This is a genomic window from Lyngbya sp. CCY1209 (assembly GCF_035615495.1).
Classification (GTDB): Bacteria; Cyanobacteriota; Cyanobacteriia; order Cyanobacteriales; family Microcoleaceae; genus Limnospira.
The window spans coordinates 12,899-27,822 of sequence record NZ_JAJENU010000213.1 but is presented as its reverse complement, the minus strand read 5'-3'; the positions used below and the strand labels follow the sequence as shown (position 1 = coordinate 27,822).

General features: G+C 54.1%; 16 protein-coding genes. 13 read left to right on the top strand and 3 right to left on the bottom strand.

Annotated elements, in window-relative coordinates:
* The 3 genes from LKE08_RS04370 to LKE08_RS04360 form a co-directional block, all read right to left on the bottom strand.
* Positions 1 to 3,743 (bottom strand): DUF4347 domain-containing protein (locus LKE08_RS04370; RefSeq protein WP_324702974.1); only part of this gene is annotated, 3,743 nt, incomplete at its 3' end.
* 492 nt (positions 3,744 to 4,235) lie between these two features.
* Complete coding sequence (locus LKE08_RS04365; RefSeq protein WP_324702973.1) at positions 4,236 to 4,961, bottom strand: Bax inhibitor-1 family protein; 726 nt, start codon at positions 4,959 to 4,961, stop codon at positions 4,236 to 4,238.
* Positions 4,962 to 5,056: 95 nt separating this feature from the next.
* The gene (locus LKE08_RS04360; RefSeq protein ID WP_324702972.1) at positions 5,057 to 5,656 is read right to left on the bottom strand and encodes a GerMN domain-containing protein; all 600 of its coding nucleotides are present in this window, start codon (positions 5,654 to 5,656) and stop codon (positions 5,057 to 5,059) included.
* A 305-nt stretch (positions 5,657 to 5,961) separates the two neighbouring features.
* On the opposite strand from LKE08_RS04360, the gene urtE reads away from it, so the two are divergent.
* From urtE to LKE08_RS04295, 13 genes are all read left to right on the top strand, one after another.
* A complete protein-coding gene (urtE, locus tag LKE08_RS04355) occupies positions 5,962 to 6,663 on the top strand; it encodes an urea ABC transporter ATP-binding subunit UrtE (protein WP_324702975.1) in 702 nt (233 codons plus the stop codon).
* 203 nt (positions 6,664 to 6,866) lie between these two features.
* A complete protein-coding gene (locus tag LKE08_RS04350) occupies positions 6,867 to 7,175 on the top strand; it encodes a hypothetical protein (protein ID WP_324702971.1) in 309 nt (102 codons plus the stop codon).
* A gap of 392 nt (positions 7,176 to 7,567) precedes the next feature.
* Positions 7,568 to 7,795: a hypothetical protein gene (locus LKE08_RS04345; RefSeq protein WP_324702970.1), complete on the top strand. Its 228-nt coding sequence runs from the start codon at positions 7,568 to 7,570 to the stop codon at positions 7,793 to 7,795.
* A 12-nt stretch (positions 7,796 to 7,807) separates the two neighbouring features.
* Positions 7,808 to 9,202 carry a F0F1 ATP synthase subunit beta gene (gene atpD / locus LKE08_RS04340; RefSeq protein WP_324702969.1) on the top strand — a complete coding sequence of 465 codons (1,395 nt, stop codon included), beginning with the start codon at positions 7,808 to 7,810 and terminating at the stop codon, positions 9,200 to 9,202.
* Positions 9,199 to 9,588, top strand: a complete 390-nt coding sequence (locus tag LKE08_RS04335; protein ID WP_324702968.1) for a F0F1 ATP synthase subunit epsilon — start codon at positions 9,199 to 9,201, stop codon at positions 9,586 to 9,588. Before atpD ends, LKE08_RS04335 begins: the two co-directional genes overlap by 4 nt.
* Positions 9,585 to 9,905 (top strand): AtpZ/AtpI family protein, encoded by a 321-nt coding sequence (locus LKE08_RS04330; RefSeq protein ID WP_324702967.1) that lies wholly within the window; start codon positions 9,585 to 9,587, stop codon positions 9,903 to 9,905. The genes LKE08_RS04335 and LKE08_RS04330 overlap by 4 nt, the downstream gene beginning before the upstream one ends.
* Positions 9,906 to 10,029: 124 nt before the next feature.
* Positions 10,030 to 10,785: a glucose 1-dehydrogenase gene (locus LKE08_RS04325; protein ID WP_324702966.1), complete on the top strand. Its 756-nt coding sequence runs from the start codon at positions 10,030 to 10,032 to the stop codon at positions 10,783 to 10,785.
* Between the two features lie 34 nt (positions 10,786 to 10,819).
* Positions 10,820 to 11,116: an ATP synthase subunit I gene (locus LKE08_RS04320; protein ID WP_324702965.1), complete on the top strand. Its 297-nt coding sequence runs from the start codon at positions 10,820 to 10,822 to the stop codon at positions 11,114 to 11,116.
* A 15-nt stretch (positions 11,117 to 11,131) separates the two neighbouring features.
* Entirely contained in the window at positions 11,132 to 11,815 is a 684-nt protein-coding gene (locus LKE08_RS04315) for a F0F1 ATP synthase subunit A (protein ID WP_324702964.1), read from the top strand.
* 183 nt (positions 11,816 to 11,998) lie between these two features.
* Entirely contained in the window at positions 11,999 to 12,277 is a 279-nt protein-coding gene (locus LKE08_RS04310; RefSeq protein WP_324702963.1) for a F0F1 ATP synthase subunit C, read from the top strand.
* A gap of 5 nt (positions 12,278 to 12,282) precedes the next feature.
* Entirely contained in the window at positions 12,283 to 13,602 is a 1,320-nt protein-coding gene (locus LKE08_RS04305) for a hypothetical protein (protein ID WP_324702962.1), read from the top strand.
* 228 nt (positions 13,603 to 13,830) lie between these two features.
* Entirely contained in the window at positions 13,831 to 14,325 is a 495-nt protein-coding gene (locus tag LKE08_RS04300) for a hypothetical protein (RefSeq protein WP_324702961.1), read from the top strand.
* A gap of 54 nt (positions 14,326 to 14,379) precedes the next feature.
* The gene (locus tag LKE08_RS04295) at positions 14,380 to 14,898 is read left to right on the top strand and encodes a hypothetical protein (RefSeq protein WP_324702960.1); all 519 of its coding nucleotides are present in this window, start codon (positions 14,380 to 14,382) and stop codon (positions 14,896 to 14,898) included.
* The last annotated feature ends 26 nt before the right edge of the window (positions 14,899 to 14,924 follow it).

The window sequence follows — 14,924 nt, the reverse complement described above, 5'->3', positions numbered from 1 at the left end:
CCGACGGTGGCGGTTCCGAAATCTACCGTTCCGGTGTTGTCGGGGATATCGGTATCTCCGTCCGAAACTTCGATTTCCGGGGTGGCAATTACCGTTCCAAATTCGTAGGCGCCGATATCAAATTCGGCGGTTCCATTTCCATCGCCATCAATGGGACGGGGTTCGCCGAGTTGATCGGTTGATGTTGCCGCATCGACACCCGCATCGATCGCCGGACTTCCTTCTAATAAAGGATAGAAATAAGTTCCGTTTTCATTTTGCAACGAACCCAACAGCGGATCGGCGATCGCGATGGAAGCAGTGGCGTTATAATCGTTGAAATTATTGGTGAGTTTTTCCGGCCATTGAATGTTTCCGCCGCCGTCAGTTAATTCGCGGTTGGTGTGTTGTTGAATTCCCCAGTCATTCGGACCGTTGTCGGCGGTATTGTTGGAAAAAATAGTGTTGGTGACGGTAACGGTGTCGTCACCCGAGGCGGCGATACCGCCACCCACCCAGCCGGCGAAATTGTCCGCGATCGTGGCGTTGACGATATCCGCCGGTCCATACAAAGCCATCGCGCCGCCATTTCCGGAGGTGGTGGGGGATTCGGCGCGGTTTCCCGAAAAGGTGGTATTGGTTACGGCCGTCGGCGCGTCCATCATCCAAATTCCACCCCCCTGATTGGCGGCGGTGTTGTTGATAAAGGCGGTATTTGTGACTTCAAATCCTCGGTTTAAGCCGTTGTTCATCTGCACGATCGCGCCGCCGTTTCCGTCATTTCCGCCGTCGGGAAGTGCGAGAACTTGGTTATCTTTAAAAACGCTGGATTCGACGATGACGTTATCTTGGGTTCCGGTGTAGAGGTAAGCCGCGCCACCTTCGCCTCGGCCGCTATTTCCTTCAAATACGCTATTTCTAATTGCAATTGTTCCGGAGGTATCGTCGGCGGAGGTACTGGCGCGATCGGTGTAAATGGCGCCGCCATATCCCCGCAAAAAAGGATTGTCATTTCCTTCGTCGTAAAACGCCGCCGTCGTGGTGTTGTTGACGAACCGAGAATTTTCGACGGTTAACTGACCATTTAAACTGTTGATCGCCGCACCGTTAATACCTTCATTTTCGATAAATTCGCTGTCGTTGACGGTCATCGCATCGGGTCCCCAGAATGCGATCGCACCCGCACCCCGTTCGTCATTTCCGGCAACAGCTTTATTGCGGTTAAAGGCACTTCCGGTAACGGTCAACTGACCTTCAAAGGCGCTAAAAATTGCGCCGCCACCCGCCTCCGCTATGTTATCGTTAAACGTGACATTCTCGACGGTCAAAATTCCCTGGTGGGTGGTGGCGATACCGCCGCCGCGATCGGAAGTGTACCCGTCAGAAATGGTAATGTCTTTAACCGTCAAACTGGTGGGAGTCGCGGAGGTTGAGTTGAGATAAAACACCCGCGAACTGTTATTGCCGCTGACGATAACGTTGGGATTATTGCTGCCATCGATAATCAGATTTTTGCCGACCGGAATTTCCAACTGTCCCCCCGTGAGGGTGATAGTATTTCCCCTGGCGAGATCAGCCGCAAATGTAATCGTATCTCCCGATTGCGCGTTAGCGATCGCGTCCCGCAGCGAACCTTCCCCGGAGTCGTTATTATTGGTGACAATTAAACTCGGTTCCGCCACCGTCGTCACCAATTCAAACGCGCCGATATCATATTCCGCCGTCCCGTTATCATCTCCATCCACGGGACGAGTTTCTCCCCGCTGGTCAGTCGTCACCGTATTAATATTCACCCCCGCATCGATCGCCGGACTATCTGTCAGTAGCGGATGGATTAATACCCCGTCAATTTCCTGCAAGTCTCCCAGCAGCGGATCAGTTAACGTTATGTTATCAGTAATTAACGTATCGTTTGCATTCAATTCGTTTGACTGAATATTTCCGCCACCATCGTTATATGTCGTCCCCGTGTGGTGATTGATATTCCAATCATTGCCGCCGTTGTTGGCGACATTGTACGCAGAAATTGTATTGGTTAAGGTCGCATTGCTGTTGTCTCCCCAAAATGCACCGCCTTGGAATCCGGCGTAATTGTTGGCGATCGTCGTATTAATAATATCGGTGTTATTCGTCCCATTGGCGAGCATAATCGCACCCCCCAAACCCTGATTTCCGTCGGCGGATTCGGCGCGATTTCCGGATATCGTGCTGTTGGTAATCGTGACGGGGGAAGTTTCGCCGATCCACAAACCGCCACCCTGACTGTAGGCACGATTATTGGCGAAAGTGGTATGGTTAATAATTAACTCGGCATTGCCATGTCGCAGTCCACCGCCTAAAGCCTGTCCCCGGCTACTTTCGAGAACTTCATTATCAATAATTCGGCTGTTTTCGATGATAACACGGTCAGGGGGATAGGCGTACAAGAACAGTCCGCCACCCTGTCCAGAACCTGTATTTCCCTCAATCAAACTATTGCTAATCCGAATTTCTCCGCCAACCGGCCCCGGCCCAAAATCCGACCCGGAGGCATTGGCGCCGTCGGTGAAAATTGCGCCGCCGTAACCGGAGGTTTCCACACCCAAATCCCCGGCGGTCGAGTCGTTATTTCGGAAGACGGAATCTTCGATCGCCAGATTTCCCAACAGGTGATTGATCGCGCCACCGTTGATACCTTTATTGTTTGTAAATGTACTCCCCGTTACGGTGAGGCTGCCGTCGCTTTTGGTCGCGATCGCACCCCCTCCCCGTTCGCTGCCTCCGGCGGTGCCGTCGTTGTTATCAAATTGGCTATTGATGACGGTGGTTGTACTTTTAAATCCGGTATAAATCCCCCCCGCAAACTGTGCGCGATTATTGTTAACTTCGCTATTTTCCAGGGTTAAATTGGTGCGTCCCGCCATGCGGATGCCGCCGCCGGCCCCTTCTTCCCCGTCTCCGGTGGCATTTCCGTCCGCAATAATCAGATTTTTTAATGTGACCGAAGGGGGGGTAAAATCCGCGCCAACTTGAATGTCAATAACTCGGTGATTTCCCCCGCCACTGAGGGTCAATCCCGGCGCGGCGGCGGCATCGATGGTGATGCTTTTGTCGATAATTAACTGTTCGCTGAGGCCGATCGCCTGACTTGACAGACCGGCATCAAATGTGATAATATCTCCGTCGTTGGAATTGGCGATCGCCTCCCGCAAAGAGCCGGAACCGGAATCGTTGAGATTGGTGACGGTGAGGGTCGCGAAGGTTCCCCGATAAGTCGCGATCGCACGATCTCGCAGAGGTAATTTTAATTGTACCGGCGCGGTGGAATATTCCAAATTCCAATTGCCAAATCCGACAATTTCCGCCGATGCAGAAACAATCGCCCCGGTAATTTTCGCCAAATTTTCAATCCAATGAATTCCCGTTTCCGCCGCCACCCGACAGCCGTAGAGAAATAGTGTCGCCGATTCGGATAAAGCAGATTTCCAACCCCGGACGCGATCGCTTTTCAACGCCTCGGCATCGAGAACCCCGCTTCCCAAATACAGCCGGCCGGGACTGCCGTGGGAAAAAATATGGACAGTCGCAATTTTTTCCCCCGATGTGGTATAATGATTTAAGATATCCGAAATCTGTGCGATCCCGTCGCGATCGCGATCGATAAAAATCGCCTCTATTCCATCTTCGACCCCATCTTTGAGGAGTTGGGGAGCGTCCAAATTGCGATCGATAAAGACGAGAGTTTTAGCCGGATTTCGAGACGCGAGATTCTGAGGGTCAAACATTCTGCATACTCCAAGCGGGTCTGTTGGTAGATTCATCCCCGGAGTTCTCAATTCGGATTTTAAGTCTCACTTTTTAAATTGGCATATCTCAAACCGAAACGAAATCAGATTTGTGCGGGTGTCGAGTTTCGCCCTTCCTCAACCCAACCTACGGGGTCAGCGGTTGATTGTCAGGATTGAATATGGATTAAAAACTGTGGAATAGTAAAAGGATTGGCACTCCCATTCAGCCACCACCCGGAAGCACCAATCCCGCTGACTCACCGCCCAACCATGAGAGCGATTCAGGAATCCCCGATCTCAGTCGAGGTATTACCTGTTGAGTCCTATTCCATTGATATCGATTTTTTTGGGAAACTGCCTCAGCAAATTTACTGAAATTGCGGGTTCAAAAATCTCAAAAGTGGGGTAAGATACGGTTGTATTTAGTGACACATCAAAAAAGCCGCAGCCTTTTCGGGTGCGGCTACGGCTCAAAATTCGGGTTAGAAATTAATCCCGATTGACGGCAATCAGCAATCGCAGGATGAAGATGAACAGGTTGATGTAGGTCAAATACATCGACATGGCTGCCGGAAGATATTGGTCATCCCGATAGGTGCGGGGGAGGATGAAGAAGTCCACCACCGCCGCCCCGGCGAACAGGAAGACGCCGAGCCCGGAAATGGCGATTTCCAACCAACTGGGGGTGAAGACGCCGAAAAAGGCGAAAATCACCTGGCCGACGATCGCCACCAGCAGGGCGATGATGCCGAGGCTGATGGTTTTGGTTAGGGCCATCCCATCTTCTTCCGAGAGGTTAGACCCAATTTGACGGCCGGCGATGAAGGTGACGCCGCAACCGAGGGCGGCGAAACCGATGCCGCCGATGCCGACGCCTTCGGTGCCCAGGGCGACGTACAGCAGGCCGCTGAGGGTGTATCCCGTCAACAGGCTGTAGGTGGCCAGCAGGGGCAGGGCGGCGCCGTTATTGCCTTTGAGGGCGACGCCGCGGCCGATGAAGAACAGGGCCAGTTCCGCGACGATCGCAATCCAAAAGGTGGTCATGAACAGTTGCGGGTTGGTCCCCAGAACTCTGAGGCCCCCGAACGACCCCACGGCGGTCAGAACTAGGCCCCCACCCACGAAGGGGAGAGCGTTAGCGATGACGTTGGGCCCGACGAGGGATTGCCCCCGAGCCTGCGATATCGCCTGACGAAAGTTACTGGTATTTGCCATTGCAACTCCTTGGTATGTCAAGTTTCTCTTCTTATTGTGACGGATTTCTCAAGTTTCAACGGCGGGCGATCGGCATGGGGTCGGTTAAAGGAAATCTACTGAAACTCTCGCTCAAATTGCTGGCGGGTGACGGGTTGAGGCACTTCCAGGCCTTCGCCGCCCAAGACATTCAGGGGTTCGCCGTTGACGGAAATCCGTACCGGGGCGTCGGGGTTCAAACTGGTGGCGGTGTAGACGACCTGGCCCAGACGCCCGATCATGGAGGCACTGCCGCCGCCTCGGGTAAATTCCGGGGACAGGTCCACCGCGATCGCACCGTCCGGGGTGGTAGCGAGGTTTAGCAGTTGGGTTCCGGGGGGAATTTCGCTGAAGCGGTCTGGCTGTTGCGGGCCCCAGAGGAGGCGTTCAAAGGCTGCGGTGAGGACGGCTTCGGGGCGATCGCTGCCCACTTCCAAGGCGACGGGGGTGGGTATAAATTCGATTTGGGTGTCTCCGCCGACCCAGTAAATTTCGACGGTTGTTTCGATAGTGACGGGGGATTCCGTGGGGGTGGGAGAGACATCGGGAACGGGGCGATCGCTTCTGGATGACATCATCCACCAGGTCGTCCCTCCGGCGATAACGGCGATCGATATCGCTACTCCGGCGATCGTACCTATTTTATTCTGACTGCGATCGGATTGCGGATCTTTCATCGGTTCGGCGCACGACTGTATCCTTGAGTTTAGCGGGCGATCGGGCGTTCTGACAAATGGATTGGACCCGTGCCGAAACTTGAAAGCTCAAAGCTGAGAGCTCAAGGCTATATAATGTCCGCGATCGCCCAAAAATTCCGATCCGATCCGGTGGCGGACAGACTCCCGGGCGATCGGGTGTCGAGATTTGAGATGATCCCCGAGTCAGGAGGTTTCTCTTATCTCTTTTCATTATACATGAAAAACATCAAAAAATGAGATCAACACAATCCGCGATCGCGCCGAATTTTGCCCCGTCAGACCTGATGTTGCAGGTTTCAGGATTGAATGTTTACTACGGCGAAAGTCACATTTTGCGGGATGTAGATTTGAGCGTCCCCGCCGGTCAGATGGTCTGCCTGATCGGCCGCAACGGGGTGGGCAAAACAACCCTGTTAAAAACCATCATGGGGCTGCTGAAACCCCGGACGGGGGAAGTGAAGTTTTCCGACATTCCCATCACCCAACTGCCCACCCACAAGCGGGCGAAATTGGGCATCGGCTACGTCCCCCAAGGGCGGGAAGTCATTCCCCGAGTCACGGTGAAAGAAAATCTGTTGTTGGGGTTGGAGGCGACCCCGGAAGGGCGGAAGGGAACGGCAGAAATTCCCGCAGAAATTTTCGATTTATTTCCAGTCTTAAAAACGATGCTATCTCGGATGGGGGGAGATCTCAGCGGAGGGCAACAGCAACAGTTGGCGATCGCCCGGGCGTTGATGGGAAAGCCCCGGCTGCTGGTATTAGATGAACCCACCGAGGGCATCCAACCTTCAATTATTTTAGAAATTGAGGCAGCGGTGCGGCGAATTATCGAAACTCGCGGGATTTCCGTTTTATTGGTGGAACAACATCTGCATTTCGTCCGCCAAGCCGATCGCTATTATGCCATGCAGAAAGGGGGAATCGTCGCTTCCGGGTTAACCGAAGATCTGACTCGGGACGTGATTCAAGAATTTTTGGCGGTGTAAATACCGCAGTTTTAACCCCCCATCTCAGCCCTCCCCTTTGCCAGGGAAGGGTTGGGTAAGGTTGTTCAATGATTCAATCTATTTCTAACCGAGGGCAGATGCGACTTCCGCCCGATTCTATCCGAGGGCAGATGGATGCGATCGCCCGAATGATTATGTTGGAAGTAAAGCCCGAAAACAATAAAAATTAAGAGGAAATATAAATGAAATATTTGAACTGGCGGCGGTACCTGACTGCCAGCCTCCTCATTTTAAGTGCGATCGGATTGCCGAACGCGGGACAGCTTTTCGCGCAAACCACACCCGACAATCCCCCGGAATCGACAGAACAGAACTTTGAACAAGCCGGGGAAGAGCTCCAAGACGCCGCCCAGGAAGCCGGAGAGGGCGTCGAAAAAGCGACCGATCGCGGATTGGCTGCGGCAACCGAAACCGTCCGCGAAAACGCCAATTGGGGCTGGCTGGGGCTGTTGGGGCTGCTGGGTTTACTCGGTGGCGGCCGGAAAAAATAGGCGTGAAATTTGCGGACGCCAATCGCCAGCTTCTACCCAAAGATAGAAGCCATTCAAAACCGTAGAATAGTAAAGGTCACCATCTATTTCTTGTGGGAGATGCGTCTCCGGCTCAATTCTGGTTAACTCGTAAAGTAAAGTGAACTTAACACCAGAGTAGACAGAACAGCAGCATTTAGAGGCATCTCAATCATGTCCCCCACATCCCCCATCACAATAATTCAATTCAATCCGATCAATTAAATCTGTGTAATCTGCGAAATCTGCGGATCTCCCCATCCCCCCAATTTTAGGAGAAAAAATGGTAGATACCACCAGTCCCCCGGCGGAAATCGAAGGGCGCGATCGCATTTAAAAACTTTCCCAATTTTAAAGTATTTGGAGAACTCAAAATGAATACCCCCCAAGAAACCCGAGAAATGCAAACCGAGGAACGCCAAAAAGAAAAACAGCGGCGGGAAACCCTCTCGGAACGGGCGCAGGAACAGATCGATCGCCCCGGCGTCGGCGACAATTCCACCCAAGAAGAAGCCCGGGAACTCGCCACCGCCCGACACCAAAGCGAACAGAACCGCCGAGATTCGATGGCGGAACGAGCCAACAGCGAACCCAGTCCATAGTTATAGCGCAAGATGACAGCAGCTTCAGAGTCCAAACAATCCGATCGGGGGAGCGTCGTATCGGTGCGGGGCAGCATCGTGGACGTACACTTTCCCCCGCCGATACCCGAACTTTACAGCCAACTGCGGGCCGGAGACGACGAAGAAATCGTCATCGAGGTCGTCTCCCACGTTGACGGGGAAACCGTGCGCGGGATCGCCCTCACCTCCACCGCCGGACTGGGGAGGGGTTCGGCCGTCCGAGATACCGATGCCCCATTACAAGTACCCGTCGGCGATCGCCTCTTGGGGCGAGTTTTTAATGTCTTCGGGGACACCATCGATCGCCAAGACCCCATCACGGGGGGACAGTGGCGGTCAATCCACAGACAACCCGTCCCCCTCCAGGAGCGATCGACCTCCTCGGAAATTCTGGAAACCGGCATCAAGGCGATCGACATCCTCACCCCCCTGGAACGGGGCGGAAAAGCCGGGTTATTCGGCGGGGCGGGGGTCGGCAAAACCGTGCTGATCACCGAAATGATCAACAACATGGTCACGCACCACGAAGGGATCAGCCTGTTTTGTGGCATCGGCGAACGCAACCGGGAAGCCGAGGAACTCTACCGGGACATGGAAGAGGCGGGGGTCCTGCAAAACACGATTTTGGTGTTCGGCCAGATGAACGAACCCCCCGGCGCCCGATTTCGCGTCCCCCACGCCGCCCTGACGATGGCGGAATATTTCCGGGACGACGCCCGCCAGGACGTCCTGTTGCTGATGGACAACATTTTCCGCTTCATCCAGGCCGGACAGGAGGTTTCCGGGCTCATGGGGCGTCTGCCCTCGCGGGTGGGTTATCAACCGACCCTGGGGACGGAACTTTCGGAACTGCAGGAGCGGATCAGCAACACGGCCACCGGGGCGATCACGTCCGTACAGGCGGTTTACGTCCCCGCCGACGACTTCACCGACCCGGCGGCGGTCCACACCTTCGGGCATTTGTCCGCCTCGATCGTGTTATCCCGGAAGCGGGCCAGCCAGGGACTTTATCCGGCGATCGACCCGTTGCAGTCGGGCTCGAAAATGCTCTCTCCGACGGTGGTGGGCGATCGCCATTACCAGATCGCCCAGGCGGTGCGGCAGACCTTGGCCGGGTACGAGGATCTCAAGGATATCATCGCCATGCTGGGGATCGAGGAACTGTCCCAGAGCGATCGCCAGACGGTGTACCGGGCCCGGCGGTTGGAGCGGTTTTTGACCCAACCCTTTTTCACCACCGAACAATTTACCGGGAAAAAGGGGAAATTGGTGGATCTCGACGCCGCGTTGGACGGGTGCGATCGCATCCTCAACGACGAGTTTTCCGACCGTTCCGAGCGATCGCTCTACATGATCGGCAGTATCGACGAGGCGAAGTCAAAATGAACCTAAAAATTTTGCTCCCCACGGAAATTTTACTCAACGAAACCGTCGATAAGGTGTCCGCCGAGGCCGAAAACGGCGCCTTCGTCCTGCTTCCCAACCACATCGATTTCGTCGCCCCCCTGGTTCCCGGCATCCTTTCCTTCACGTCCGGAGGCGGCGGGGAAACCTTCGTCGCTGTGGATGGGGGAACCCTGGTGAAGTGCGGGGATGAGGTGCTGGTGTCCGTGCGGCAGGGGGTGCGGGGGACGGATCTCGACAGCCTGGAAGATACGGTGGAAGGGGAATTTCGCCAACTCGGCGATCGCGAACGGCAGGCCCGATCCGCCGTCGCCAAACTGGAGGCGGGATTGATCCGAGGATTTGTCGAAACGGGAGGTAGCCAGTGAAACGTTTTCCCGAGGAAGAACCGAAACGAGTCGTTGACACCCGCGAAGAACTGCGGCGGGAGGTGCGGAAGAAGTCCGATCGCCGCCTGAAAGCGCGACGGGAGGGCGATCGGAGCCTTTTGTTCGGGCTGGGGATGTATGGTTTGGTGGGCTGGGCGGTGGCCATTCCGACGCTGATCGGGATCGCGATCGGGGTCTGGATCGATACCAACTGGCCGAGTCGCTATTCCTGGACGCTGATGCTGTTGTTTGTGGGGGTGGTTTTGGGGTGTTTTAATGCTTGGTATTGGGTGGAACGGGAGCGGAGAGATCTGTGATTTTTGGTTTTTAATAAATCCGCAGATTTCGCAGATTTCGCAGATTTTATGGGGATGAATTTGGGTGGGATGGGGAGATTGGGAAAGATTTGCAATCGAAAATTATCGAACTGGGAGAAAGGTTATGGGACGAGTTGATAATAAAATTGCGGTGGTGACGGGGGGCGGCGATGGGATCGGCCGCGCTACGTCGATTTTATTGGCTTTGGAAGGGGCGAATGTCGCCGTCACGGATATTGATGAGAGTCGGGGGCGGGAGACGGTTACGGAAATTGAAAAGACGGGGGGGAAGGCGCAGTTTTTCGCCCACAATGTCGCCGATGAGGAGGGCTGGGAACGGGTTCTCGACGGTGTGGAAGATGCGTTCGGTTATCCGAATGTTTTGGTTAATAATGCTGGGTTGTTGTTGTATAAAGAACTGACGGAAACGACGGTGGAAGAGTGGCGAAAGTTGATGGATGTGAACGCCCTGGGGGTGTTTTTGGGGATGAAACATTGTACGCCCAGGATGGTGGAAGGGGGTGGGGGTGCGATCGTTAATTTGTCCTCGACGGCGGGGATTGTCGGGGTTGCGCGTCAGTCTCTTTATGGGGCGACGAAGGGGGCTGTCCGCACGATGACGAAGGATGCGGCGGTGGAGTTGGCGCCGAAAGGGGTGCGGGTGAATTCTATTCATCCGAGTATTATTGATACGGAAATGGCGGATTACGGGGCGCAGGAACGGCAGGCTTCTAAGGAGGAAATCGGCCAACTTTATCCGCTGGGGAGAATTGGGGAACCTCTGGATGTTGCCTATGCGACGTTGTTTTTAGTGTCGGATGAGTCGAAGTTTGTCACGGGTTCAGAGTTGGTGATTGACGGGGGGTATACGGCGAAATAGTGGGTTAATTTTTTAAATTAAAAAGGAGGATGAAATGGAGAATATTTGGTTGTTGGTTTTGGCTGCGATCGCGGGTTGTTTATTGGGCGGTTTTTACTTCGGCAGTTTGTGGATTACGGTGCGTCAGTTGCCGACGACGGCTTGGCCGATGCGGCTGACTATCGGCAGTCTGCTGGGGCGGATGGCGGTCGTTTTATTGGGCTTTTTTATCGTCATGAACGGGAGTTGGCAGCGGGCGATCGCCGGCCTGGTGGGATTCATCGTCGCCCGCACGATTTTGACGCGCTATTGGGGGCCGAAACGGCAGTTGATGACGGATAGTTTGGAATGAGGAAATACCGGATCGATGAATATCAGTCCCGACAATATTATTTTTTGGCAGTGGAATTTCGTCACCCTCAACGCAACCATCGTCTATACTTGGCTGGTGATGGCGATTTTGGTGGGTGTTTCCTGGTGGGTATCCCGCCAATTATCCGTCGAACCGCAGATGTCGCGCTGGCAAAATGGGCTGGAAATTATTGTCAGCGGGATTCGGGATCAGATCCGGGACGCGACGGGAAAAGATCCCCATCCGTTCATGCCGCTGATCGGTTCCCTGTTTTTATTTATTACTCTGGCGAATTTGCTGACGATTTTTCCAGTTTATGAGTCGCCGGCGGGTTCCCTTTCGACGACGGCGGGGTTGGCGCTATGCGTGTTCGTCGCCGTCCCCTATTTTGGGATTAAAAACAGCGGATTTAAGGGCTATCTCAAGCACTTTGTCGAGCCGTCCCCGTTCATGCTACCATTTCAAATTATCAGCGAAATTTCCCGGACTGTGGCGATGGCGATCCGCTTGTTCGGAAACGTGATGAGTACGGCGCTGTTGGTGGCAATTTTGTTGTCGATCGCACCTCTCTTTTTCCCGATTTTGATGCGGTTATTCGGCGTTTTGGTGGGAGTCATCCAAGCCTACGTTTTCGCGATTTTGGCAATTGTTTACATCGCCTCGGGAATGCGGGAACAGCAGCGGCGGGAGAGGGAGTAGGGAGTCGGGAGTCGGTGCGGCTGAGGCGCGAAACCTGACACAAAAATTATCGCAGGTATCGCGATCGCGTGTTTACAGTTCCGGAAAGGGGAAAAACCTTGAAATTATGATGAAAAGGAAGTTCCCATCCCCACACCCCACACCCCATCTAAATAGTCAATTCAGGAGTCAAAAAATTGAATTATGGATAATCTCGGTTTAGTCGGTTTAGTTTCAATTTTTACGGCGGGAATTTGCATCGGTTTGGGGGCGATCGGACCCGCGATCGGGGAAGGTTTGGCCCTGGCGAATGCGATGCGGGCTCTGGCGCAGCAGCCGGATCAGTCCAATACAATTACCCGGACGCTTTTTGTGGGGATGGCGCTGATCGAATCGACAGCGATTTACTGTTTTGTGGTGTCGATGATTCTGATTTTTGCCAATCCGTTTTGGAATCACTTTTTGAATCAAGGGGGGGGATAATTTAGATGCTGATCGATTGGTTTACAGTTGTCGCGCAGATCGTCAATTTTGTCATCCTGGTGTTTTTGCTGCAAAAGTTCCTGTACAAACCGATTGTCGGCACGATACAGAAGCGGCAAAACCGGATACAATCTCGGTGGGATGAGGCGCAGCAGGCGCGAGAAAAGGCGGAACGGGAGGCGGAAACCTACCGGCAACGGCGGCGAGAATTGGACGATCGCCGTTCTGCTTTGAGGTCGGAGGTGAAGCGGGAAACCCGGGAACAGCGGGAAACGTGGCTGGAAGAGGCCCGCCGGGACGTCGATCGCCAGCAGCGGGAGTGGCGACAGGGGCTCCGCCGCCAGCAGTCCCTCTTTTTCGACACCCTGCGGAATCAGACAGTCCGCCACCTCTACGACATGACGCGGGGTGCCCTGCGGGAAATCGCCGATACGGATTTGGAGAAACAGGCGATCGCGCAATTTCAACGCCGCCTCGACGGGATTGGCGATGAGGAGAAACGGCAACTGCGGGAGTCCCTCGATCGCTCGGATGAAGCGATCGCGGTCCGCAGCAGTTTCGAGATCCCGGAGGACACCAAAAACAGCATCTTCGAGCAATTACGACATCTCACCGGAGACAGAGATTTGTCTCTCGCCTCCGAAGCGGAAGAATCCGCCGAATTGAACGGAAACAGCCCGGAATCTCCGGAAGAAATCGAAGATAAAATCCCCGTTTTCTTCGAGCGATCGCCCCGTTTAATCTGCGGTATCGAAGTTCAGATCGCCGGCTACGAAATCGGTTGGAGTTTGAATCACTATATCGAAGGTTTAGAAGAACGTTTGTCGGAATGCCTGCAGGCGGAAATTGAAAAACGGCGATCGCGGGAAGACAGGCCGGAAGAAGAGGCCGAAGAACGGTTGCAACGGCGGGCGATCGAGAAAACCCGGGCGATCGTCCGGCGCACGTTGCGGGATCTGGCAAACGAAGACCTCGAACGGCAGATGATTGCCGTTTTCCTCAAATCTCTGCAACAGATCGACCCGAAACGGCGACAAGCCCTCGACCGCGCCCTGGCGGAAACCGACGAAATCCTGACCGTCCGCAGCAGTTTCGAGATACCGGAAACGGAGAAAGAGCAGATCGTACACCACCTGAAATTTAAGGGATTAATTAACAACAAAAATCGGGTAAAATTCCACCGCTCAGACCATCCTATCTGCGGGATAGAGCTGCAAATCGGAGGGCATGAAATCGCCTGGAGTATCGACCGATACCTCCAAAACGTAGAAGATAAATTGTCGGCGAACCTCGCATCTAACGGCCATTTCCCCGCCTCCGGGTAGGGGGGATTTGCCCGGTCGCCAGCCGGGGCTATTTTTCGATTTCAAAATCAAACCGATATAGCCGCGATACTTACGCATTTGGATGGATGTGGATCGCGAGGGACATCCATACACTGGTAAGTAGGGTTTGCGGGTGAAACGATAATTTTCACCCGCCAAAAAACTCCCTTTAAATCCTTATTAAAGGAGGTTTTTACCAATATGGTTAATCACATCAAACGTAATTCTATGACGATGCTCAAACGCGGCGGTGCGATCGCGGTCTTGTCCCTCGCCGGACTCCTCGGCGCCTGCGACGGCTACAACGAACAGGCGACCGCGCCCCAACAGGATCTCACCCCTCCCGACAACAGCCCCGGCGTGGAAACGGTGACTTCCCTCGAAGAAGTATCCGAGCAAACCCAACAACTGATGGGCCAAACCGTGACGGTGACTGGGGAAGTCGAAGAAATCGTCGGACCGGGGACTTACCGACTCGAAGAACAGGGGGAAATTTTCGGCGAAGATTCCATCCTTGTCGTTATGGCCAGCGACCCGCCCCAACCCATCGCCGAAGATCAAGTCGTCGAAGTGACCGGAGAAGTGCGCCAGTTTATCATCGCGGAATTCGAGCGGGATTATAACCTGACATGGGATCTGGAAATGCAACGGCAACTTGAAGCCGAATACGAAGGACGACCCGTGGTCATTTCCCAGGTGACTCGCGTCGTAGAAACCGAATAATCGGCAAACTTTATTATCCCGGACTGAAAATCAATACAAGGAGGTTTTGCCGAAATGGCGAACACAAAATTTAAGCTAAAAACACCCCTGAAAGGGGCGGGAATCGTCGCGGTCTTGTCCCTCGCCGGACTCCTCGGCGCCTGCGACAATTTCAACAATCAAGACCCCCAACAAACCCTCACCGACCCCGACGACACCGAAGGCGTGACGACGGTGACTTCCCTGGAAGAAGTGATCGAGGAAACGGACCAACTGATCGGCAGAACCGTCACGGTGACGGGTTATGTCGATGAAATGTTGGGTCAGGGTGTCTACCTTCTAGAGGAAACAGAAACGGGCTTGGGCGAAGATACGGCCCTCGTCATCACGGTCAACGAACCGCCCCAAGAGATTATCGCCGATCAGACCGTCCAGATCACCGGAGAAGTCCGCCAGTTCATCGCCGCGGAATTTGAGGAAGAGTACGACCTGACCTGGGATCTGGATCTGAAGCGGAAAATCGAGGCGGAGTATGAGGGAGAACCGGTCATTTTCGCCCAGGTGACTCGCTTTATCGACGCAGAGTCGGAATAATCGGCACATCTTTTTTCTCAATTCGG